This is a genomic window from Candidatus Sodalis endolongispinus, assembly GCF_018777395.1.
In the GTDB taxonomy this organism is placed as follows: Bacteria; Pseudomonadota; Gammaproteobacteria; order Enterobacterales; family Enterobacteriaceae; genus Sodalis_B; species Sodalis_B endolongispinus.
In genome coordinates, this window is record NZ_JAFJYC010000002.1 from 691,860 (window position 1) to 715,331 (window position 23,472).

At 56.9% G+C, this 23,472-nt stretch carries 10 protein-coding genes and 6 pseudogenes; 11 read left to right on the plus strand and 5 right to left on the minus strand.

Annotated features, from left to right (window positions below):
• Positions 1-533 precede the first annotated feature (533 nt).
• The 3 genes from JZM24_RS16505 to JZM24_RS16515 all read left to right on the plus strand — a co-directional run bounded on the left by JZM24_RS16505 (position 534) and on the right by JZM24_RS16515 (position 3,747).
• Positions 534-2,315, plus strand: coding sequence for a L,D-transpeptidase LdtD (locus JZM24_RS16505; RefSeq protein ID WP_215671032.1), 1,782 nt, complete (start codon positions 534-536; stop codon positions 2,313-2,315).
• Positions 2,316-2,494: 179 nt separating this feature from the next.
• Positions 2,495-3,043, plus strand: coding sequence for a peptidoglycan L,D-endopeptidase MepK (mepK, locus tag JZM24_RS16510; RefSeq protein ID WP_215671034.1), 549 nt, complete (start codon positions 2,495-2,497; stop codon positions 3,041-3,043).
• A 74-nt stretch (positions 3,044-3,117) separates the two neighbouring features.
• Positions 3,118-3,747, plus strand: a complete 630-nt coding sequence (locus tag JZM24_RS16515; RefSeq protein WP_215671035.1) for an MBL fold metallo-hydrolase — start codon at positions 3,118-3,120, stop codon at positions 3,745-3,747.
• Positions 3,748-4,019: 272 nt separating this feature from the next.
• Here the strand turns inward: JZM24_RS16515 and JZM24_RS16520 are convergent, their stop codons facing one another.
• From JZM24_RS16520 to pncB, 4 genes and pseudogenes are all read right to left on the minus strand, one after another.
• The gene (locus JZM24_RS16520; RefSeq protein WP_215671037.1) at positions 4,020-5,210 is read right to left on the minus strand and encodes an amino acid aminotransferase; all 1,191 of its coding nucleotides are present in this window, start codon (positions 5,208-5,210) and stop codon (positions 4,020-4,022) included.
• A gap of 171 nt (positions 5,211-5,381) precedes the next feature.
• Positions 5,382-6,399: pseudogene (locus tag JZM24_RS16525) on the minus strand (porin).
• Positions 6,400-6,699: 300 nt separating this feature from the next.
• Positions 6,700-8,100 (minus strand): asparagine--tRNA ligase, encoded by a 1,401-nt coding sequence (gene asnS / locus JZM24_RS16530; RefSeq protein ID WP_215671039.1) that lies wholly within the window; start codon positions 8,098-8,100, stop codon positions 6,700-6,702.
• 232 nt (positions 8,101-8,332) lie between these two features.
• Positions 8,333-9,541 (minus strand): annotated as a pseudogene (pncB, locus tag JZM24_RS16535) (nicotinate phosphoribosyltransferase).
• A 306-nt stretch (positions 9,542-9,847) separates the two neighbouring features.
• Between pncB and pepN the strand changes: the two are divergent.
• The 3 genes and pseudogenes from pepN (at position 9,848) to JZM24_RS16550 (ending at position 14,471) form a co-directional block, all read left to right on the plus strand.
• Positions 9,848-12,457: an aminopeptidase N gene (pepN, locus tag JZM24_RS16540; protein WP_215671041.1), complete on the plus strand. Its 2,610-nt coding sequence runs from the start codon at positions 9,848-9,850 to the stop codon at positions 12,455-12,457.
• A gap of 284 nt (positions 12,458-12,741) precedes the next feature.
• Positions 12,742-13,754 (plus strand): annotated as a pseudogene (gene pyrD, locus JZM24_RS16545) (quinone-dependent dihydroorotate dehydrogenase).
• A gap of 168 nt (positions 13,755-13,922) precedes the next feature.
• On the plus strand, positions 13,923-14,471 hold the full coding sequence (locus JZM24_RS16550; RefSeq protein WP_215671043.1) for a cell division protein ZapC: 549 nt from the start codon (positions 13,923-13,925) through the stop codon (positions 14,469-14,471).
• Positions 14,472-14,521: 50 nt separating this feature from the next.
• On the opposite strand, the gene JZM24_RS16555 is transcribed toward JZM24_RS16550, so the two are convergent.
• Positions 14,522-15,622, minus strand: coding sequence for a YcbX family protein (locus JZM24_RS16555; protein ID WP_215671044.1), 1,101 nt, complete (start codon positions 15,620-15,622; stop codon positions 14,522-14,524).
• 103 nt (positions 15,623-15,725) lie between these two features.
• On the opposite strand from JZM24_RS16555, the pseudogene rlmKL reads away from it, so the two are divergent.
• The 5 genes and pseudogenes from rlmKL to pqiC all read left to right on the plus strand — a co-directional run bounded on the left by rlmKL (position 15,726) and on the right by pqiC (position 23,398).
• Positions 15,726-17,845 (plus strand): annotated as a pseudogene (gene rlmKL / locus JZM24_RS16560) (bifunctional 23S rRNA (guanine(2069)-N(7))-methyltransferase RlmK/23S rRNA (guanine(2445)-N(2))-methyltransferase RlmL).
• 3 nt (positions 17,846-17,848) lie between these two features.
• A pseudogene (locus JZM24_RS16565) lies at positions 17,849-19,766 on the plus strand (ABC transporter ATP-binding protein).
• Positions 19,767-19,834: 68 nt separating this feature from the next.
• Entirely contained in the window at positions 19,835-21,112 is a 1,278-nt protein-coding gene (pqiA, locus tag JZM24_RS16570; RefSeq protein WP_215671046.1) for a membrane integrity-associated transporter subunit PqiA, read from the plus strand.
• Positions 21,099-22,739: pseudogene (gene pqiB, locus JZM24_RS16575) on the plus strand (intermembrane transport protein PqiB). The gene pqiA and the pseudogene pqiB overlap by 14 nt, the downstream one beginning before the upstream one ends.
• On the plus strand, positions 22,739-23,398 hold the full coding sequence (gene pqiC / locus JZM24_RS16580) for a membrane integrity-associated transporter subunit PqiC (protein WP_215671237.1): 660 nt from the start codon (positions 22,739-22,741) through the stop codon (positions 23,396-23,398). Before pqiB ends, pqiC begins: the two are co-directional and overlap by 1 nt.
• Positions 23,399-23,472 lie beyond the last annotated feature (74 nt).

Consider the following 23,472-nt stretch of genomic DNA (forward strand, 5'->3'; position numbering starts at 1 on the left):
AACCGCATCAGGCGCAGGTACCGCTCAGTATTGAGAGGCAGATCCTGCGCCAGAACGCAAATTTCTGCACCCTTCCCCAGGCAAGGCTGCGCCTGCGAAGTTTAAAGCTGGCGGCATAGTCTCCACCCCGCACGGAAAGCGTGTTTTATTTGGCATCATCGAGGCCCTCCCCGCCGATATAACAGAGAACAGGCCGTCAAGCGCGGGGCTTCCCTTTATGGCAATGATGATAGGGGGGGTTACGCCGGTTCCGGCTCCGGTAGTGATGAGAAGCCAAAACCAGCGTTCAAGTTCAAAGGTGGCAAACCCGGTTCGATTGATCTCGTCAAACGTGGCGTTTATGCCGTTGATAAGTCGACGGTGCGGCACGTTTCGTCATGCCATCGCCGGCCTGCGCGCAGCGAAAACGGCTAAACGGTCACCGCGTCGCCTTTTTCGTTTACTGCGCAGTTTTCTGTTTCTGCTTATATACTACGGTGAACAAGGTTAATAAAAACATGATAAATTAACTGCTTCACTACAGGGGACATAGGATGTTAGCCACGAAATCTGCGTTGTTGCGCCGTGCCTTGATGCGTTGCCTGCTGATGTCCGGTATCGCCTCGCTGTCTGGCCTCGCCTTTGGCGCGCCGGCCGCGCATAGCCAGATCGTTGGCGCTCCCCTGCCGGGACAGCCTTTCCCTGCCCATGTTCAGCCTTACTTTTCCCGGGAGATCACGGCGCTTTATGCCGCGCGCCAGGATGCGCCGATGTGGCAGGACCGGGCGGCGGTGCAGCATTTTCAGCAGCAATTGGCGGAACTGGCGCTGTCGGGCGTACAGCCGCAATTCACCACCTGGGCGCAATGGCTCACGGACTCGCGTATCACCGGTCTAGCGCGGGATAAGATTCTGTCCGACGCCATGCTGGGCTACCTGCAATTTACCAACGGCGTCGGCGCCAACGGCGAAAGATGGCTGTACGGCAACGCGCCCTACCAGCTGGCGTTGCCGCCGCGCGTGCTGATTGAACGCTGGCAAAATGCCCTCAATGACGGCAGACTGGACGCCTTTGTCAGCGGCCTGGTGCCGCAGCATCCCCAATACGCCAAAATGCATCAGGCGTTGAAAACCATCCTGGCCGATAATCACCCCTGGCCGCAGTTGACCGGCAGCGCCAGCCTGCGTCCCGGCCAACTCAGCGACGACATTCCAGCGCTGCGCGAAATGTTGCAGCGCACCGGTATGCTCCAGCCTGGCGATGTCGCGCCGCTGCCGACGGTAGATGCGGCGCCGGCCAATCCGCCTGCTTCACAACCGGTCAGCCCCGATCCGCCGCCGGCGGTGGTAAGCCCCGCCGCCGCGGAGCTTACGCCCACGCCCTCCAGCGATAATCCGGCAGTGGTCGCCACGGTGGATGTACAGGACAAAATGTATTCGCCCGATCTGGTGGCGGCTGTGAAACGCTTTCAAAACTGGCAGGGGCTAGGGGACGATGGCGTGATCGGCCGCCAGACGCGTAACTGGCTTAACGTTTCTCCGCAGACCCGGGTCACGCTGTTGGCACTGAACATTCAGCGTTTACGTTTGCTCAATAACCGCATCAATACCGGCATTTTGGTGAATATCCCCAATTACTCCCTTGTCTATTATCAGCAAGGAGCGGAGGTGTTATCCTCGCGGGTGATCGTCGGTCGTCCCAGCCGCAAAACGCCTCTGATGCGCAGCGCATTGAGCAGCGTGGTGCTAAACCCGCCCTGGAATGTGCCCACTTCGCTGGTGCGTCAGGACATTTTGCCGAAAGCGTTACGCGATCCGGGGTATTTACCGCGTAACGACTTCACCATCTTGTCGGGCTGGAACAGCGATGCCGCCGTAGTAAACCTGGCCAGCATTGACTGGAATATCGTGACCCCCAACCATTTCCCTTACCGTCTGCAGCAGGCGCCGGGCCCGAAGAACGCCTTGGGCCGCTATAAATTCAATATGCCCAGCTCGGATGCCATTTATCTGCACGATACGCCTAATCATAATTTGTTCGGTCAGGATCAGCGCGCGCTCAGCTCTGGCTGTGTTCGAGTGAATAAGGCGACGGTGTTGGCCAACATGCTATTGCAGGACGCCGGTTGGGGCGATGCGCGTGTCAGCGCGACGCTTAAGCAGGGCAATACCACCTATGTGCCGATTCGCCATAAAATTCCGGTCAATCTGTTTTATCTGACCGCTTGGGTCGCAGACGATGGGAAGCCGCAATTCCGCTCAGATATTTACAATTATGATACCCCCACCCAAAAGGGCGCAAGGAGCCTGCCGCAAGCGCAACGGCTGCTGCAATAAGCCGCTGACCGCCGGCGAGTTTTCCAGGCCGGCCGGTTGCGCGCCTTTATAGACTACTTTGTGAGCTTTTGCAAATCCTGACGCTTGAGTGATTGACGTTGCCCGGCCAGGCGGTTATGGTTCGGTCGGTGCGCTAATGTGCATTTGTTCATCAACTCTGCCGACTGGTTACATTGCCCATGGATCATATTAATCATCTACGCCGCCGATTGCTGGTGTTCGGTACGGCTGCCGCCGGACTGGCGCTGCTGCCCGGCAGTGCTTTCGCCACGCTTTCCACGCCCCGAGCACGCATGCTTACCTTGAATAATTTGCATACCGGTGAAACGTTGAAAACGGAATTTTTTAATGGTAAGAGCTATGATCAAAGCGAGTTGAGCCGGTTGAATCATTTTTTCCGCGATTATCGCGCCAACAAGATAACCGACATTGACCCCGGTCTTTTTGAACACCTTTATCGTATACAAACGGCGCTGCAAACCAATAAACCGGTGCAGCTGATTTCCGGCTATCGGACCGTTCACACCAATAATTCACTACGGGCCAAGAGCGAGGGCGTGGCCAAGCACAGTTACCACACCCTGGGTAAAGCGATGGATTTTCATATTGAAGGCACCCCGCTCAGCATGATCCGCAAAGCGGCGCTCAAGCTGCGCATGGGCGGCGTGGGTTACTATCCGCGCAGTAATTTCGTTCATATAGACACAGGGCCGGCGCGCACCTGGTAGGGGCGAGCATTTCCTGTCAACATCACCGCCGTTTCGCCGTATAATCTGGTGTAAAGGGTTTGACAGGATAGAGTATGAAATATCACATTATGCCGGTAACGGCATTCAGCCAAAATTGTTCTGTGGTTTGGTGCGAACAGACTGGTGAAGTGGCGCTGGTGGATCCCGGCGGCGAAGCGCAGCGGCTGCGTCAGGAAGTGGCGACGCTCGGGGTGACGGTTAAAGAGATATGGCTGACCCACGGCCACCTGGATCATGTCGGCGCCGCCAGTGAGCTGGCGGCGTTCTATGCGGTGCCCATCATCGGCCCCCATCGTGATGAAGAGCCGCTGCTGGTGAGTCTGCCGGGGCAGTGCCAAATGTTCGGCGTAGAGCGGATTCCGCCGTTGACGCCTGACCGCTGGCTGACGGACGGCGCAACGGTGAGCGTTGGCTCGCTGTCATTCAAAGTGCTGCATTGCCCCGGCCATTCTCCGGGGCATGTGGTGTTCTGGAATAAAGCCGCGAAGTTCATGTTGATAGGCGACGTGCTGTTTAATGGCGGCATTGGCCGCACCGATCTGCCCGGTGGCGATATGCCGACGCTGATGCGTTCGATTCATCATCAGCTTATGCCGCTGGCGGATGATATTGCTTTTTTGCCCGGCCACGGTCCGATGTCGACGCTGGGCCACGAGCGACGCACCAATCCCTTCTTGCAGTAGCCGGCCATCGAGAGATTCATGCTCGCTGCCCGTTGAGGCTGATACCGCGCGCGGGCCTATCCCTTTATTGTGGCGCCTCGTCCTGATAACGTACTGACGTACTGACCTATGCGATGGGGATGTTGGGGATACGGTTCTGATGGGGGTAACAGGTCCTGACCTGAAAGCATTCAGGGTCCAGGGCGCACCGGTTCGGGGCCCGCTCAACGGCTCAGGTTTCACCCGGCAGACGGACGCGCCGCCGCGGCGCGCCACCTACCACCGGCCGGCGATTAGAACACCGCTACGATCGCCTCGCACAGCGGCGCCATATTATCCGGCGTCATTCCGGCGACGTTGATACGGCCCGAATTCACTACATAAATACCCGACTGGTCACGCAGCTTAAGTACCTGTTGCTGTGTCAGTCCGCTGAAAGAGAACATGCCATTCTGCCGGTTGATAAAGCTGAAGTCCTGCCGCGCACCCTTATCCAAAAGCGTATTGACGAACAGCTGACGCATACGCTGGATCCTTTCACGCATACCCCTCAGCTCTTGCTCCCACATGGCGCGCAGTACGTCGTCGGCCAAAATGGTGGTAACAACGGCAGCACCGTGCGCCGGCGGGTTGGAGTAATTGGCGCGGATGATGGCTTTTAGCTGGCTGAAGGCGCGATCGGCAATCGCGCTGTCGGGCGCAATCAGGGTACAGGCACCGACGCGTTCATTATACAGACCAAAGTTTTTTGAATAGGAGCTGCACACGATGAGCTCTTGATGCGCTTCGCAGAAAATACGCAAGCCTGCCGCATCGCCTTCCAGGCCGTGAGCGAAGCCCTGATAGGCAAAATCGAACAGCGGCAGCCAGCCCTGACGGGCCGACAGTGCAGCCAAATCACGCCACTGCTGCTCGCTGGGATCGATACCGGTCGGGTTGTGGCAACAGCTGTGAAATAAGACCGCATCGCCGGCCCGTGCTTGGCTCAGGCTTGCCAGCATTGCCGTGAAATCAAGCGTATGCGTCACCGCGTCATAGTAGGCGTAATCGCATACCTCCAGACCTGCGGCGCTGAAAACGTTCTTGTGATTCGGCCAACTGGGGTTGCTAACCCAAACGCGGCGCACGGCGGTATTATGCGCCAGAAAATCCGCAGCCACGCGCAGGGCGCCGGTACCGCCGGGGGTTTGGGCGCTTCGCGCCCGCGCGTCGGCGATGAGGGTGCTGTCAGCGCCGAACAGCAGACGCTGCGTGCCTGCGGCGAGAGCCGCCAGACCATCGATGCCAAGATAGTTTTTGCTCGTTTCATTTTCCAGCAGCAGCGCTTCCGCTTTTTTTACGCTGGTCAGCACCGGCGTATTACCGGTTTCATCCTTGTAAACGCCGATACCGAGGTTGATTTTGCCGGGGCGATCATCGGCGCGAAAGACATCCAGCAGGCCGAGAATCGGGTCCGCTGGTGCGACCGGGATAGATTCAAACATGGGAAGTGTGTCCAAACGTCACAGTGTGCGAAAAGTGCTATCAGGTTACCGTTACCAGAGCCCTTTGCCAACCGTTTGCCGCACATTTTTCAGAGTAGACAAAAAAAGAAGGCAGGGTATAAACCCTGCCTTCGCTATCCTAACTTTCAGCCTTAAGCGGCTGGAAAGGGATTAGAACTGGTAGACCAGACCCAGAGCAACGGTGTCGCCGCTGCCAATGCCCAGCTCGTTGTCGCTATCAATCTGGTTGATGATGTAGTCAACATAGGTGGACATGTTTTTGTTGAAGTAGTAGGTGGCGCCCACTTCAACGTATTTGATCAGGTCAACATCACCCACGCCTTCGATGTCTTTACCTTTCGACTGAACGTAGGCAACAGACGGGCGCAAACCGAAGTCGAACTGGTACTGAGCAACCAATTCAATCAGCTGGGTCTTGTTAGCAAAACCGGTAGCGTCAGCGCCATTGATTTGCAGGTTGGAGTTGGTGATTTTCGCTGCCGTTAGCGTAGAAAGCGTTCTGCTGTGCATCGGTACGGTCAGATGAAGCATAAGCACCGACAATGCCAACCCCGATCGGCGAGGTGTAGCTGGTAGACGCGCCCCAGCCGTCGCCGTTGGCACGACGAATTTCGTCACGATCATTCTTGCCCTGGTACTGTACTGCGAAATCCCAGCCGTCAACCAAGCCGAAGAAGTTGGTGTTACGGTAGGTAGCAACACCGGTGGTACGACCCACCATGAAGTTGTCGCTATAGCCTGAGTCACCGCCGAATTCCGGCAGCATGTCGGTCCAGCCGATAGCGTCGTACACTACGCCGTAGTTACGGCCGTAATCGAATGAACCGGCATCGCCGAATTTCAGACCGGCGAACGCCAGACGGGTTTTGTTGCCGTCCTGTGCGTCGGTGTTGCTTTCGTAGTTGTTGCCCTGGAAGTTGTATTCCCACTGGCCGAAACCGGTCAGCTGGTCGGTAATTTGAGTTTCACCTTTGAAGCCGAGACGGGCATAAGTCTGATCGCCGTCACCGCCGTAGCTGTTGTCGCTGTGGGAGAAGTAGTGCAGGCCGACAGCCTTACCGTAGATGTCTAATTTATTGACATCTTTGTTATATACTTCGGCCGCGTTAGCGGCACCGGCAGCCAACAAGGCCGGAATTGCCACTGCAAGAAGATTGCGCTTCATCATTATTACTACCCTCATTGGTGTTATCCGGACACCTGCCGCTGCCGCTAATAATTTCTTACGAAACATTATTGAGAGTTTGGTGTCTTCCTGTGTCTGCACGCAGTGTTCCATTCACAGAGTCGTTAATCTACCCCGAAAATGATACAAATGTCGTAATAATGTTTCAGTGGGAAAAAATGTATGTCTAAATATAATTTTTAGGGAACTTTGTGAGATATCTCTAACTTTGAAATAAGAAAGGCCAGCAGAGCTGGCCTTAGTGTCGTATATATATGTTTTTCTTATATTAAATACCGGATTTTAGAAATTGGCATTGCGTGGACTTCGCGGGAAGGGTATTACATCACGAATATTTTGCATTCCTGTGACATAAACTATTAATCTCTCGAAACCTAATCCAAAACCAGAATGCGGAACGGTTCCATAGCGGCGTAAATCACGATACCACCAATAATCTTCCTCGTTGAGGCCCATTTCCGCCAAACGCAGGTCCAGCCGGTCCAGGCGCTCTTCACGCTGCGAACCGCCGATGATTTCGCCGATGCCGGGTGCCAGCACATCCATGGCCGCGACAGTTTTGCTGTCGTCGTTCATCCGCATGTAAAACGCCTTGATATCTTTGGGATAATTCTTCACCACCACCGGCGCCTTAAAATGTTTTTCCGCCAGATAGCGTTCATGTTCCGAAGATAAGTCAATGCCCCAGGAAACCGGGTTTTCAAATGTCTGGCCGCAGTTTTGCAGAATGCTTACCGACTCGGTGTAGTTTACCTGCGCAAAATCTGCACTAATAAAGTGTTTCAGACGGTTTACCGCCTCTTTGTCCACGCGCTCGGCGAAGAATTGCATATCGTCAGCGCGCTCGGTCAATACCGCCTGAAAGACATATTTAAGCATGGCTTCCGCTAAACCGGCGGCATCGTCCAGGGTAGCAAACGCCACCTCCGGCTCGACCATCCAGAATTCGGCAAGATGGCGGCTGGTATTGGAATTTTCCGCCCGGAACGTCGGGCCGAAGGTATAGATTTTCGACAGCGCACAGGAGTAACTTTCGCCGTTCAACTGCCCTGAAACCGTCAAGAAGGCCTCTTTACCGAAGAAATCCTCATCGTAATTGACATTGCCGTCGGTGGTGCGTGGCAGATTTTCCAGATCGAGAGTGGACACGCGGAACATTTCGCCGGCGCCTTCCGTATCGGAAGCGGTAATCAACGGCGTCGACACCCAGAAAAAACCTTGCTCGTCCATGAAACGGTGAATAGCCTGCGCCAGAGTATGACGCACCCGGGCCACGGCGCCGATAAGGTTGGTGCGCGGCCGCAGATGAGCGACCTCACGCAGATATTCCACGCTGTGGCGTTTGGCCGCCATGGGGTAGGTGTCCGGATTGTCCACCCAGCCGAGCACCTCAATCACCTGCGCCTGAATTTCGTAACGCTGCCCGCCGCCCTGGGATTCGACCACCCGGCCGGTCACCGACACGGAACAACCGGCGGTCAGGCGTAAAATGTCGTTCTGATAATTCGGCAGAGTATTATTAATGACAGCCTGTAAGGGATCGAAGCAGGAACCGTCATAGACGGCAAGAAAGGAGATTCCGGCTTTGGAATCCCGGCGGGTACGCACCCAACCCTGTACAGTGACTTCACTGTCAGCCGGCATGCGCCCTTGCAGTACATCGACTACAGGCACTACGCTCATAAAATACTCTCTTACTCAGTTAATAGAAAAAGGCTTTGGTCCCGCTAACGGACCATAATATGTTACCTGGCGGCGGCAAGACCACAAGGGGAAATCGCATATTTCTGGCGGTAATCTTGCTTTCAACGCGCATTGGGGGAGGGAAACCGCGGTGGCGGCGGGTCATGACCCCCGTGGGGCGGTCATGACAAACGGGGCGAAGCGGGGTGCCTGGGGGCGGCCTGGTGTGGGTTCAACTGGCCTTTTTCACCACTAACGGCAGGTCGAAAGCTTTACGTAAGGCGCGGACAAAGGCTTTGTCGTGACACATTGTTTTGCCGGATCTGTCCGACAGCTTCGCCACCGGTTTGCCGTTGCATTCTACCAGTTTGATGACGATGTTAAGCGGCTTGATGGACGGAATATCACACGTCAGCCGCGTGCCGATGCCGAACACCAGATTGATGCGCTGCCAGAAATGACGATAAAGCATGACGGCCTTATCAAAATCGAGGCTGTCGGAGAACACCAGCGTTTTGGTGTGCGGATCAATACCCAACTGCTGATAATGCGCAATCGCTTTCTCACCCCATTCCACTGGATCGCCTGAATCGTGGCGCAGGCCTTGGTAGGCGCGGGCGAACGACGGCCCGAAGTCGCGCAAAAACGCGTCCATAGTAATGCAGTCGGTAAGCGCGATCCCCAGCCTGTCGGGGTACTCGTCCAGCCAAGCCTGCAGCGCGGCACGCTGGCTGTTAGCCAGACTCGGACTGATCTGCTGATGTGCCTGAAACCATTCATGCGCCTGAGTACCGACCGGCGGCAAGCCGCCTTCCCGCGCCAACTGATAATTGCTGGTGCCGATAAGGTAAGGAAATTCCCGCTGCAGTTCGGCGACAACCTCAAACTGCACCTGACGCGAAAAGCGCCGGCGGGTACCGAAATCCATCAGCCGGAAACGGGAGGTGTCAAGATCTTCGCTGATGCGGCGGAAATGGAGCTGTTTCTGCCTCCGCCGTGCCACCGCCTCCGCCGTCGTTACCTGTGGTGAGCGGCGGCGGTGCACCACTTCGCTGATGACCGCGAGCAGCGGCACTTACCACAAGATGACGTCGCGCCAGGGACAGGTAATGCGAATATCAAGTTTACCATGATGATTGCGTATCCGTACCTGGTCCGGGTTAAAACGGAATTGGCGCAGCCAGTTAAGATAGTCACTTTGGAAAAACGGCAGACCGCGCAGGTAGGTAAATTCATCGTCATTCAATTGCAAGCTACGCATCATCTCGACCTGCGCACTGATGTCGGCGGCGTATTCGCCAAGCAAGTCGTCCCCCCGGCAGCGAAATTCCGCGCTGACCGTCACGTCATGATAGCGGTGGAAAACGGCCTGCTGCATATGGAGTTTGTAGGCATCTGTATCGAGTATCGACGTTAAAATCGGATCGGTGGCAACATTCATGGTGCGTTCAAGCATCCTCTTACGACATCTGTTCTCAGTCGGATAAAGGGGTAACGGCCATGAAAAGCCGCGGTTATCCTATAAGTGTAGTCACATCAGAGCATAGTTGGCGTGATAACGTCGAGGACCAAACGTGCCGTCCCGCGGGTTAGTTGCCCGGTAAAATGCCAGGTTTTTCCGCCAGCTCGCGCTATTTTTCAACGAACGCTGCATTTTAGCGTGCTTGCCGGTCTTTACAATGGCAACCTGCCGCTAACAGGAATAGACTTAACGGCAGAAATCGACACTGATGCCTAAAGGTTAACTATGACGCAACAGCCGCAAGCCAAATACCGCCATGATTATTGTGCGCCGGACTATACCATTACCGATATTCACCTGGATTTTGATCTCGAGGCCGAGAATACCACCGTCACGGCAACCAGCACCGTTGTGCGCCAGGGCCAGGCCGGTGCGCCCTTGCTGCTCAACGGCGAAGATTTACGCCTGCTGAGCCTGCGGGTGGACAGTCAGGAATGGGCGCATTATCGTCTGGATTCGCCCGGCCTGGTCATCGAGCAGTTGCCCGCCACCTTTACCTTGACCATCAAGACGCTGATTCATCCCGCCAATAATACCGCGTTGGAGGGGCTCTACCTTTCCGGCGATGCGCTTTGCACCCAATGCGAGGCGGAAGGGTTCCGTCATATTACCTTTTATCTGGATCGCCCGGATGTGCTGGCGCGGTTCACTACACGCATTCTGGCGGACAAGCAACGCTATCCTTTCTTGCTCTCCAACGGCAACCGTAGTGATTACGGCGATAACGGCGACGGCCATCATTGGGTCGTCTGGCAAGATCCCTTTCCGAAACCCTGTTATCTTTTTGCGCTGGTGGCAGGCGATTTTGACGTGCTGCGCGACAGCTTCACCACCTGCTCCGGCAGGGAGGTGGCATTAGAGCTGTTTGTCGATCGCGGCAATCTGGATCGCGCCGACTGGGCGATGGCCTCCATCAAGCGCGCCATGCGCTGGGACGAAACCCGTTTTGGTCTTGAGTACGACCTGGATATCTATATGGTAGTGGCGGTCGATTTCTTCAATATGGGCGCCATGGAGAACAAGGGACTCAACGTTTTTAACGCCAAATACGTGCTGGCCCGGGCGCAAACGGCGACCGATGTGGATTATCTCAACATCGAACGGGTCATCGGCCACGAATATTTCCATAATTGGACCGGCAACCGCATTACCTGCCGCGACTGGTTTCAGCTCAGTCTGAAAGAGGGGCTGACGGTCTTTCGCGATCAGGAGTTCAGCTCGGATGTCGGTTCACGCGCCGTGAATCGAATCAATAATGTGCGCGTCATGCGCAGCGCGCAGTTCGCCGAAGACGCCAGCCCGATGGCGCATCCCATCCGTCCCGATAAAGTTATTGAAATGAATAACTTTTATACCCTAACGGTGTATGAGAAGGGCGCGGAAGTGATCCGAATGCTGCATACCCTGCTGGGGGAAGAGACGTTTCAGGACGGCATGCGTCGCTACGTTTCCCGCCACGACGGCAGCGCCGCCACCTGCGAGGATTTCGTCGTGGCGATGGAGGAGGCGTCCGGGATCGATTTGATGCTGTTCCGCCGTTGGTACAGCCAGTCGGGTACGCCGCTGGTGACGGTGCGCGATGACTATAATGCCGAGCTTAAGCAATACACCCTGCACGTCACGCAGATGACGCCGGACCAGCCGGAAAAACAGGCGCTGCATATTCCGCTGAATATCGAACTTTACGATAACCAGGGACAGGTTATCCCGCTTCAGTATGCTGGCGCGCCGGTGGATCCGGTGTTGAACGTGACCGAAAGCGTTCAGACGTTCATTTTCGATCAGGTGCCGTCGCTGCCGATCCCCTCGCTGCTGCGGGAGTTCTCCGCGCCGGTGAAACTGGATTATCCTTATAGCGACCAGCAATTGATCATGCTGATGCGTTTTGCCACCAGCGATTTCTCCCGCTGGGATGCGGCGCAAAGCCTGCTGTCTATTTATATCCGTTTGAATGTGGCCCGCTACCAGGAGGGACAGCCGCTGACGCTGCCGCTGCATGTGGCCGATGCGTTCCGCGGCATTTTACTTGATGAGGCGCTGGATCCGGCGCTGGCGGCACAGATACTCACGCTGCCCGGCGAGAACGAAATGGCCGGTTTGTTTGATAGTGTGGATCCGGTGGCGATTCACAGCGTTCACGACGCGCTGACCAGCTGTCTGGCGAACGAACTGAATGACGAGCTGCTGGCGGTTTACCGCGCCACCCCCTGCGCGGAATATCGGGTAGAGCACCGGGATATCGGCCTGCGCGCGCTGCGTAACTGCTGCCTGCATTATCTGGCGTTTGGCGATCGCGACCGTGCGGTACGTTTGACCACCGAACAATATCGTCAGGCCGATAACATGACTGATACGCTGGCGGCAATGGCGGCGGCGGTGGCGGCGCAATTGCCCTGTCAGGCGACGCTACTGGCCGAGTTCGACGAGCGATGGCATCACGACGGTCTGGTTATGGATAAGTGGTTTAGCCTGCAGGCCACCAGTCCGGCGGCGGATGCGCTGGATCAGGTGAAATCGCTGCTCACCCATCGCGCTTTCAGCCTCAACAACCCCAATCGTGTCCGGGCGCTTATCGGCGCCTTCGCCGCCAATAATCCGGCGGCATTCCACGCGGCTGACGGTAGCGGCTACGCCTTTTTGGTCGAGATCTTGACTGAATTAAATACGCGCAACCCCCAGGTGGCGTCGCGTATGGTTGAGCCGCTTATCCGGCTCAAACGCTATGACTTGCCGCGTCAGCGGCTGATGCGTGCGGCGCTGGAGCGCCTGAAAGCGCTGGAGAACTTATCCGGGGATTTGTTTGAGAAAATAAGCAAGGCGCTGGTGGACGCTTAAGCGGCGGCCGAGGGATGGCGGGGCGGATTATCTCCTCGCGGCGCGCAAGCCTTCGCATTGCTTGGCCGAGGGGGTAACCCGGGCTGCGCGTTTTATCCGCGGCGCTGTCCGCGTTGACGGGCTTTGGCGTCCTAAAGCTCTGTTTTTTGATGACGGTGCGCGTCAATCCGGTAGCATCTGAAGGGCATCCGGCGGGATGCCTTTTTTTGGGCTATTATCGATTCCCTTTCCTGCGCCGATGATTGATAATACCGCCCCGGTTGCAACCGGGAATCAGGAGACCCATGTTATACCCGCTTATTAAGCAAGCGCTGTTCCATCTCGACCCGGAACGGGCCCATGAATTAACCTTTCAGCAGCTTAAGCGCATTACCGGCACCCCGCTGGAATGGCTGGTGCGTCAATCGGTACCGGCAAAAACCGTCAACTGCATGGGCATCGCCTTTAAAAATCCGCTCGGTCTGGCCGCAGGTTTGGATAAGGACTGTGATTGCATCGACGTGCTCGGCGCCATGGGTTTTGGTTTTATCGAGGTGGGTACACGGTCACGCCCAGCGCGCAGCCCGGTAATGAAAAGCCGCGCCTGTTCCGTCTGGTGAAAGCCGGCGGCCTGATAAATCGCATGGGGTTTAATAACCACGGGGTGTACAACCTGGTGGAGAATGTCAAGAAATCCCATTTCGGCGGCGTGCTGGGCATCAATATCGGCAAAAATAAAGATACGCCGGTTGAGCAGGGCAAGGATGATTATCTGACCTGTATGGAGAAGGTCTATCCCTATGCCGGTTATATCGCGGTGAATATTTCATCGCCCAATACCCCCGGTCTGCGCACCCTGCAATTTGGTGAGGCTCTGGATGATCTGTTGCTGGCGACAAAAAATAAGCAGACGACGCTGCAAGCGTACCATCACAAATATGTGCCGGTGGCGGTTAAAATAGCTCCCGACATGACAGAGGCGGAATTGATCCAAGTCGCCGATAGTTTGGTGCGTCATAATATCGACGGCGTCATCGCTACCAATACCACCACCGGCCGTGAACTGGTACAGGGCATGGATTATTGTGGCAAGACCGGCGGGTTGAGCGGCCGACCGCTGCAATTACGCAGCACCGACGTTATCCGACAATTGTCCGCTGAGTTACAAGGTAAATTACCGATTATCGGGGTCGGCGGTATCGATTCGCTCATCGCGGCCAGGGAAAAAATGGCGGCTGGCGCTTCGCTTATTCAGATCTATTCGGGCTTTATTTTTCACGGGCCGCGCTTGGTAAAGGATATTGTCAGCGATATTTAGCCAATCTTGACAAAATAATGCGGGCTGGGGGCATATTTCTTATCCAGCCTCGTTTATCTTTTATTCGTTTACTGCTAATTTAAGATCAATTAAATTTCCGGCTCCGTAGGTGACGCTTGCCGGATAGCGACCAGGCCCTGAATTGGCGACGTGATAAAAGGTAAATGGATGAAGATCACCCCTGGCGATAACTGGCATTGGTTTTTCGATGCTGAACATGACCGTATGATGCTCGATCTGTCGGACGGATTAGTTTTCCGTTCGCGTTTTTGCGCGAAAATGCTGACTCCAGATGCGTTCGAGCGCACGCGTTTTTGCGTTGACGACGCCGCGCTTTATTATCAATTCGAGGATAAAAGCCGTGCATTACCGCTTAATGACGCTCTGCGCGCTGAATTGGTGCTGAATGCGCTAGTGGCGTTGCGCTTTTCAAAACCGCAAATGCCCAAGAGCTGGCATTTTCAAACGCAGTATCACGCAGACGCGTGGCAACCCATGGGGGGCGACAGCGTGCAGGTTTGCGTGAGTGACGGCGGTGAACGGGCGCGTTTGCTGGTGGCGGAGGCGGGCGACAACGCCAGCCTGTGCGTGCTAGCCCAGCCCGGTCTGGCGCTGGCCGGTCGGCGGATGGCCCTCGGTGATGCGATAAAGATCATGCATGACCGGCTGCAGCCGGCGTCGCGTCAGGACGATTTGCAGTACGCGACCGCGGTTTAGGCCGCCCCGGGGCCGGCGCAAGCCTAAGCGGTTTCTGAGCGCCGGCCGGGTTATTCCAGTTGCACATCGCCGCGCGGAATGCAACTGCAGGACAGCACCCACGGCGTCTGTGCCGTTGCGCTGGCCGTTAACGGCGCAACTTTACCCGACAGTAATTTTACCTTGCAGGTGCCGCAAATCCCGGCCCGGCAAGAGTAGGGGATGCGTATTCCCTGCAGCTCCAACTGTTCCAGCAAAATATCCCGTTGGTTACCGGTAAAACGCCGGCCTTGATATTCGATGGTCACCGGTGCGTCGACGGCTGGCGGCGCGGGGGCGACAGACGGGCTGCCGGCGTGGTATCGTCGCGGTTTGCGGGTGCTGACAACCTCGACCTTATCGCCCACGCGTACTATGCCTGTGGTGCGGGCGATGACATTCTGGCCGAAATCGACGTTGCCATCGTCGTCGCTGCGATAGCCTTGTAAGGTGCGCAACGGCTCACCCTGCGGATGTTTATCGCCTTGCTCGACATTGGCCGTGGTCAAGACGCAGCGGCTGCAGGGTTTCACTACTTCAAACTCGACCTCGCCGATCCGCAAATGATGCCAGCTATCCTCCGCATACGCCTCAGTCCCGGTCACCACCAGATTGGGCCGAAACTGGGTCAGCGTGACGCCGGCATGGCAGCGGCGCTGTAAATCCAAGAAAGACGCTTCGCTTATCAACAAATAGGGGTACCCGTCGGCGAACGAGAGCGGTACGGTAGGAAAGCGTTTAACCCTACGGTGGCTGTGCTCGCCCGTCCAGCAGAGGGTAACCGACTGATCTAAATAGCCTGCCAGCCAGGTATTGATGGCCTCCGGCGCCGGATAAGCGGTAAAATGATTCCCCCAGACTTCCACCGGCTGCGACGGGGCGGAAAAGTCGGCAAAGCGCACGTGGCGGCTTTGCCCGTCGGGCGCGGTCAGGTGCAGCCCGCCCGGCAGCATCACCGGGGTAAATAACAGCAGTTGTGGAAACTGACGGGCGGTGATGAACGTGCCGTCGGCGTCGGTGAGCATAAAAACGCGATCAAACGCCAACCCTTCGGCGCCGGCTAGAGCATGCGACAGCTGCAATCCGCGCATTGATTTCACCGGATGCACATATAAACGCGATAAAATACTCATTATGCCTCCGTGCCGTTTGTGATGACGGTCAACTTTATGACAATGGGGCTGGATTGGCTATAATGCGCATCGATTTTCTTTTTAATTAATAATAAGTGACCAGATGAATTCTCTGTTTGCCACCACGGCACAAGGTTTGGAAGAACTGTTAAAAAGCGAGCTGGAAACCCTGGGGGCCACGTCGTGCAAAATCGCGCTGGGCGGTGTGCATTTTCAGGCGGATAACCGGCTGCTTTACCGCGCGCTGTTGTGGAGTCGTCTGGCGTCGCGCATCGTCCTGCCGTTAAACGCGTTTAGCGTTAACAGCGACGGCGACCTGTATCGCGGCGTGCAGGCGGTGGATTGGCCGTCGCTGTTTACCGTCGATAAGCGCTTTGCCGTGCATTTCAGTGGCACCAACGCGGCAATACGTAACAGCCAGTATGGCGCGTTGAAGGTCAAGGACGCCATCGTCGATAGCTTTACCCGCCACTGCGCGCGCCGTCCCGATGTTGACCGCCAGCAGCCGGATATCAAGATCCAGGCCTATCTGCACCGTGACCAGGTGATGCTGTCTCTCGATCTGAGCGGCAGCAGTCTGCACCAGCGCGGCTATCGCGATGGCGCCGGTCAGGCGCCGTTGAAGGAGAATCTGGCCGCCGCCATCGTGCTGCGCTCTGGCCGGCAGCCCGACACGCCATTGCTGGACCCGATGTACGGCTCCGGCACGCTGCTGATTGAAGCGGCGATGATCGCGGCCGATTGCGCCACCGGGCTTACGCGCACGATTTGGGTGGTTTCTGCCTGGTCCGGGCATGATGAGGCGCTGTGGCAAGAGAAGGTGCGTGACGCGCGCGCGCGTGCCCGCACCGGGTTGGCGCAAACGCCGTCGCGCTTTTACGGCTTTGATATCGATGGCCGCGTGCTAGAGAAGGCGCGCCATAACGCTCAGCATGCCGGCGTGTCGGCGTTGATAACCTTCCAGGTCGGTGAGGTGGCGCAGTTGGTCAATCCGCTGCCGGCGGGGACGCGCGGCAACGTGGTAAGTAATCCACCCTACGGTGAACGTATGGAGAGTGAGCCGGCGCTAATCGCCCTGCACAACCAGCTCGGCCGGGTAATGAAGAACCAGTTTGGCGGCTGTCGTTGTTCAGCGCGTCGCCGGCGCTGCTCGGCGCCTTGATGCTGCGTGCCGAGCGCAGTTTTAAAGCGAAAAACGGCCCGCTAGACTGCGAACAGAAGAACTATCTGCTGGCGGAAACTGCCGCTGCGCCCGGTTCGACGGAAGGGCAAATCGCCGCCGATTTCGCCAACCGCTTGCGCAAAAATATGCGCGCGCTGCAAAAGTGGGTCGAGCGGGAGAAGCTTGATTGCTACCGGCTGTATGACGCCGATCTGCCAGAATACAATGTCGCCATCGACTGTTACAGCAGTTGGGTGGTGATCCAGGAATATGTCGCGCCGAAAAGCATCGACCCCGAACGCGCGCGGCAGCGGCTGTATGATGTGATTAACGCTACCATGGCGGTGCTGGCCATACCGGCCAGCCGGCTGGTTGTGAAGGCGCGCGAGCGGCAAAAAGGCAAAAGCCAATATGAAAAACTGGCGCAGAAAGGCGAGTTTCTGTTGGTAGAGGAGTATGGCGCCAAATTATGGGTCAACTTGACCGACTACCTGGATACGGGGCTGTTCCTCGATCACCGTATCGCGCGCAGAATGCTGGGGGAGATGAGCCGCGGCAAAGATTTCCTCAACCTATTTGCCTATACCGGTAGCGCCAGTGTTCATGCCGGAATTGGCGGCGCGCGCAGCACCACGTCGGTCGATATGTCGCGACCCTATCTCGAATGGGCGGAAAAAAATCTGCGCAGCAACGGGCTGGTCGGCCGTCAGCACCGGCTGATTCAGGCGGATTGCCTGGCGTGGCTGGCGATGGCGCAAGAGACCTTCGATGTTATCTTTATCGACCCGCCGACCTTTTCCAACTCCAAGCGCATGGCCGACACCTTTGACGTGCAGCGCGACCATCTGACGCTGATGGCGCAGCTTAAACGGCTGTTGCGCCCCGGTGGCACTATCATGTTTTCCAATAACAGACGCGGTTTCCAGCTGGACGAGGCGGGTCTGGACGAGCTGGGCCTGCGGGCGCAGTCGATAACCGATCGCACCCGCTCGCCGGACTTCGCCCGCAACCGCCAAATTCATCTCTGCTGGTTGATAAGCCATGCGGACAAGGATCTTTAAGTCATGTCATTAATTAGTCTTTCCGGCGCCTGGCTGTCGTTCAGCGATGCGCCGCTGCTGGATAACACCGAGCTGAATATCGAGCGCAACGAGCGCGTCTGCCTGGTCGGGCGCAACGGCGCCGGCAAATCCACCTTGATGAAAATCTTGAGCCGCGAGGTGCCGCTTGACGATGGCCAGCTGATTTTCGAGCGGGACGTGGCGGTCGCCCGTTTGCAGCAGGATCCGCCGCGGGACATCACCGGCAGCGTATTTGATTTCGTCGCTGAAGGCGTTGAGGCGCAGATACTGAAAGCCTACCACGCCATTTCCCAACAGGTAGAACAAGATCCGAGCGAAAAAAATTTGGCGAAAATGGGCCGGATGATGGAAATTATCGACCATCAAAACCTGTGGCATTTGGAAAAACGCATCCATGAGGTGATAGAACAAATAGGTCTGGACGCCGACAGCCAGCTGGCGTCGCTGTCCGGCGGCTGGCTGCGCAAAGCGGCGCTGGGTCGCGCGCTGGTGTGCCAGCCGCAGGTGTTGCTGCCAGATGAGCCGACCAACCATCTGGATATTGAAACCATCGATTGGCTGGAAGCATTCCTGAAGACGTTCCCCGGCAGCATTATCTTCATCTCCCATGACCGGTCGTTTATCCGCGCCATGGCAACCCGCATCGTCGATCTGGACCGCGGCAAACTGGTTTCCTGGCCGGGCAATTATGACAAATACCTGGAAGGGAAAGAGGAAGAGCTACGGGTGCAAGAGCTGCAAAACGCCGAGTTTGATCGCAAACTGGCGCAGGAGGAAGTGTGGATCCGCCAGGGGATCAAAGCCCGGCGCACGCGCAATGAAGGGCGGGTGCGCGCGCTTAAAGCGCTGCGGCAAGAGCGTTCCGAACGGCGCGCAGTGATGGGCAGCGCCAAGATCCAGGTGGAAGAGGAGGCGCGGTCGGGCAAAATCGTTTTTGAATTGTACGATGTCAGTTATGGCATTGACGGGAAAAGGCTGATTAGCCATTTCAGCGCCCAGGTGCAGCGTGGCGATAAAATCGCTCTCATCGGCCCCAATGGCTGCGGCAAAAACACGTTGCTGAAATTAATGCTGGGCCAGCTTAGCGCCGACAGCGTCCGCGTGCATTGCGGCACCAAGCTGGAAGTCGCCTATTTCGACCAGTACCGTGCGGTGCTTGACCCGGAACGGACCGTGATGGACAACCTGGCCGAGGGCAAGCAGGAAGTGATGGTCAACGGCCGTTCGCGCCACGTATTGGGTTATCTGCAGGACTTTTTATTTCATCCGAAGTGGGCTATGACGCCGGTGAAAGCGCTTTCGGGCGGCGAGCGTAACCGGTTATTGCTGGCGCGATTGTTTCTTAATCCCAGCAACCTGCTGATCCTCGACGAACCCACTAACGATCTCGATGTCGAAACCCTGGAACTGCTGGAAGGGATACTCGACAGTTATCAAGGCACCGTACTTCTGGTCAGCCACGATCGTCAGTTCGTCGATAACTCGGTGACCGAGTGCTGGATTTTTACCGGGGAAGGGCGCATTGAGCGTTATGTTGGCGGCTATTTTGACGCCCAGCGCCAGCGCAGCAATCACCGTGCGTTAAAGGCGCCGTCGGCACCTGCGCCATCGACGCCGGCGCCCGCCCGCCAGCGCCACCCCATCTTCTGCCAAACGCGGCGGGGGGAAACTCAGTTATAACCTGCAACGGGAGCTGGAAACGTTACCGGGTCAGATTGAGATGCTGGAGCAGGAAATAGGCCGACTGCAGGCGCAAATGTCGGCGCCGGACTTTTTCAGCCAACCCCATGAAACAACCCAGCCGGTGCTGAGTGCAATCGCACGGGCAGAAGATGCGCTCGAGCAGGCGTTCACCCGCTGGGAAACGCTGGAAGCGCAACAGAACGGCACAGCGGATTAGCCCACGGTGGACGGTTTGCGCCGGCCGCCGTTTACTCGCGCAAGCGGAGTGCACAATAGGAGGTAGGCGTGTGCGATCATCCCCGACATCAGCACCCAGTGCTATGTCCGCACTGTGATTTATTGGTGGCGCTGCCGCCGCTGACGCCCGGCCAGAAGGGGTGTTGCCCGCGCTGCCGAAATACCTTGCAGAGCTATTGGCCGGATCCGAAACGCCAGCCGGTGGGGTTCGCCATCAGTGCGCTGGTGATGCAGGGGCTGGCCAATCTGTTCCCCTTCGTCAATATGGAAGTCTCCGGGCTGAGGCGCCAAATAACCTTGCCGCAAATACCGCTGGTAATGGTGAGCGATCATTTCTCCAGTCTGGCCGGCGTTTTTTTGTTATGCGTGCAGGCGATTCCTGCCCTATGCATGATATTGATTATCGTGTTATGCATGAATGTGCCGCTGCCGTTTCGCCTGAAGGCATTCCTTGCCAAACTGTTATTTTCCCTGCGCAGCTGGGGTATGGCGGAGATTTTTCTGGTCGGGGTACTGGTCAGTTTTGTCAAATTGATGGCCTACGGTCAGATTGGTATCGGCAATAGTTTTATTTCTTTCTGTTTCTTTTGTTTGCTGCAGCTGCGAGCGCTACGGTGCGTCGACCCGCGGTGGTTGTGGAACGTCATTATGCCATTCACCTCGCCGGTGAAACGTTTTCAGCCCGGGCAAGGCGGTTTGGCGCAGGGTCTACGCGCCTGTAGCTGTTGCACACTGATTCTGCCCGCCGACACCGTTGCCTGCCCGCGCTGCCACACCCGCGAGGGCGCGCGCCGCGGCAATAGCCTGCAGTGGACGCTGGCGCTGCTGTTGACCTCAATAATGCTGTATATCCCGGCTAATCTGCGGCCGATTATGATTACCGATGGCCTGGGTAACCGGCTCAACTCTACTATCATGGCCGGCGTTATCTTGCTGTGGGAGGACGGCTCAATCCCGGTGGCGTTGGTGATTTTTATCGCCAGTATCATGGTGCCCAGCTTGAAAATGATTGCGTTGGGCTGGCTGTGCTGGGACGCCGCCGGCAGCAGAGAGCGCAAGGCGGCCGACAGCGAACGGATGCACCTCTTGTATGAAGTGGTGGAGTTCGTCGGCCGCTGGTCAATGATTGATGTCTTTGTCATTGCCGTCCTGTCCGGCCTGGTGCGCATGGGAAGGCTGATGAGCATCAGCCCCGGCATCGGCGTGCTGCTGTTTGCCGCCGTGGTTATCCTGACCATGATAGCGGCCAAAACATTTGATCCCCGTCTGTTGTGGGACAGGGCGGTGCAAAACACGTTGAAGGAGTCGACCGTTGACGGAAAATAATTATCAGGAAGCCCGGGTGGAGAAGATCAAACGCTGGTCGCCGGTGTGGATCATTCCCATTGTCACCGTGCTTATCGGCGCCTGGATCCTGTACTACCACTTCAGCCATCAGGGCAAAGTGATTACCCTGACGACCAGCAACGCCGACGGCATTGAGGCCGGTAAAACCGCCATCAAAAGCCGCAGCGTGGATGTCGGCACCGTCGAGAGCGTGATGTTGACAGAAGATCTGCGTCAGGTGGAAATCAAAGCGCGCATCTACAACGGCATGGACAAGGTGCTTAATAAGGACTCGGCATTCTGGGTGGTAAAACCTCAGATCGGCAAGGAAGGGGTGTCGGGGTTGGGGACCTTGCTATCCGGCGCCTACATCCAGCTGCAGCCCGGTTCCAGCGCCGAGACGTCGCGGAAATTCACCTTGCTGGACGCGCCGCCGCTGGCGTCCCCCGACGCGCGCGGCATCCGTATCCAGCTGGACAGCGATCGATCCGGCCAATTGAGCGCCGGCGATCCGGTGCTGTTTCGCGGCTTTCTGGTCGGTACGTTGGAAACCAGCCACTTTGACCCGCTAAAGCGCATGATGAATTATCAGCTGTTTGTCAACGCGCCCTATAACAGCCTGGTGACTAATAACGTGCGTTTTTGGAAAGACAGCGGCGTGGCGCTAAATATGTCGGCTTCGGGCATGCGTGTGGAAATGGGGTCGCTAACCACCTTGTTTGCCGGCGGCGTCAGTTTCGATGTGCCGACCGGCTGGGAACTGGGGTAGGCCGCCAAAGAGCAGCAGCGTTACCAGCTGTTTGATAATAAAAATGATATTACCGATTCCCTCTACACCCAGCATCAGGACTATGTGCTGTTCTTCGATGATTCGATTCGCGGCCTGCAGCCGGGAGCGCCGGTAGAGTTCCGCGGTATCCGGCTCGGGACGGTGGCGGAGGTGCCGTTCGCCATCGTCAGCGCCGATCAGGAAATGAACGGTGACTACCGCGTCCCGGTGCTGATTCGCATTGAGCAGGATCGCTTTATCAGCAAGGTTGGCAAAAACTTTGATATCAATAAGCGCCTGGCCGGGGCCGAGGGGCAAGGGTTCCGCGCGGCGCTGAAGAGCGCTAATTTGCTGACCGGCGCGCTGTATGTCGATCTGGACTTTTACCCGCAGGCCAAAGCCTGTCCGGGACCCACAACCGCCAATGGTTACCCGGTCATGCCGACGACCAGTGCCGGTCTGGCGCAGATACAGCAGAAACTGACCGCTACGCTTGATAAAATTAACGCCTTACCGCTGGATCCGATGCTTAATCAGGCGACCAGCGCGCTGGCGCAAAGCCGCAGCACGCTGCAGGAGCTACAGCGCACGTTGAAGGCGGTGAATAAAATTACCGAAAGCGCATCGATGCAACAGCTGCCTCAGGACATGCAGCAGACGCTAAGAGAGATGAACCGTAGCATGAAAGGGTTCCAGCCCGGCGCCCCAGCCTACAATAAAATGGTGGCGGACATGCAGCGTCTCGATCAGGTGCTGCGTGAGCTGCATCCGGTGCTGCGAACGCTGAACAGCAAAAGTAACGCGCTGGTTTTTCAAGCGGATAAAGGTAAAGATCCACAGCCGAAGAGGGCGAAATGATGCTAAAAGGGAAACTTCTGGCGCTGGCGACGGTGCTGTTGCTCGGCGCCTACGCCGGCGGTAACACCTACTATCAACTACCGTACAAAGCGAGCACCACCGCGGCGACGCTAACTTCCATAGAAGCAGGCGCTACGGCGTCCGGCGCGGGCGGTGTAACCGACGTGCAGAGCGGGGCCGCCACGCCGTTTCGCGCCGAGAGCGCTGGTGTACATCCCAAGCTTTGGGTCGAGCAGGTGTCGGTGGCGGATTTCCTGGCCGGCAACGGGCTGGTGTATCAGACCAGCGACGTCCAGTATACCACGGCGCGTAGCAATCTGTGGGCCAGCCCGCTGGAACAGCAATTACAGCAAGCGCTGGTGGCGAATCTAAGCGCCGCACTACCGGTCACGCTGGTCTCCACCCAGCCCATCGGCAGCCGCGATGACGGCAGTGAGCTGACGGTAACCCTCACCGGTTTTCACGGGCGCTATGATGGGCGCGCGGTCGTGCAGGGGGTGTGGTTGTTGACTCAAAACGGGCGCGTCATCCGCCAGCCGTTTGATCTGGCGTTGCCGCAAGAAAAAGATGGCTATGACGCGCTGGTGCGCACGCTGGCGCAGGGCTGGGACAAGGTCGGTCAGCAGGTGGCGAAAGGATTTATAGTTATAAGCAAATAATTATTTGTTATAAGTGTTTACATATGTCGCCGGCGGTAGCGGTGGGTCCCGACCGTCGTTGGCGACACAAGAAG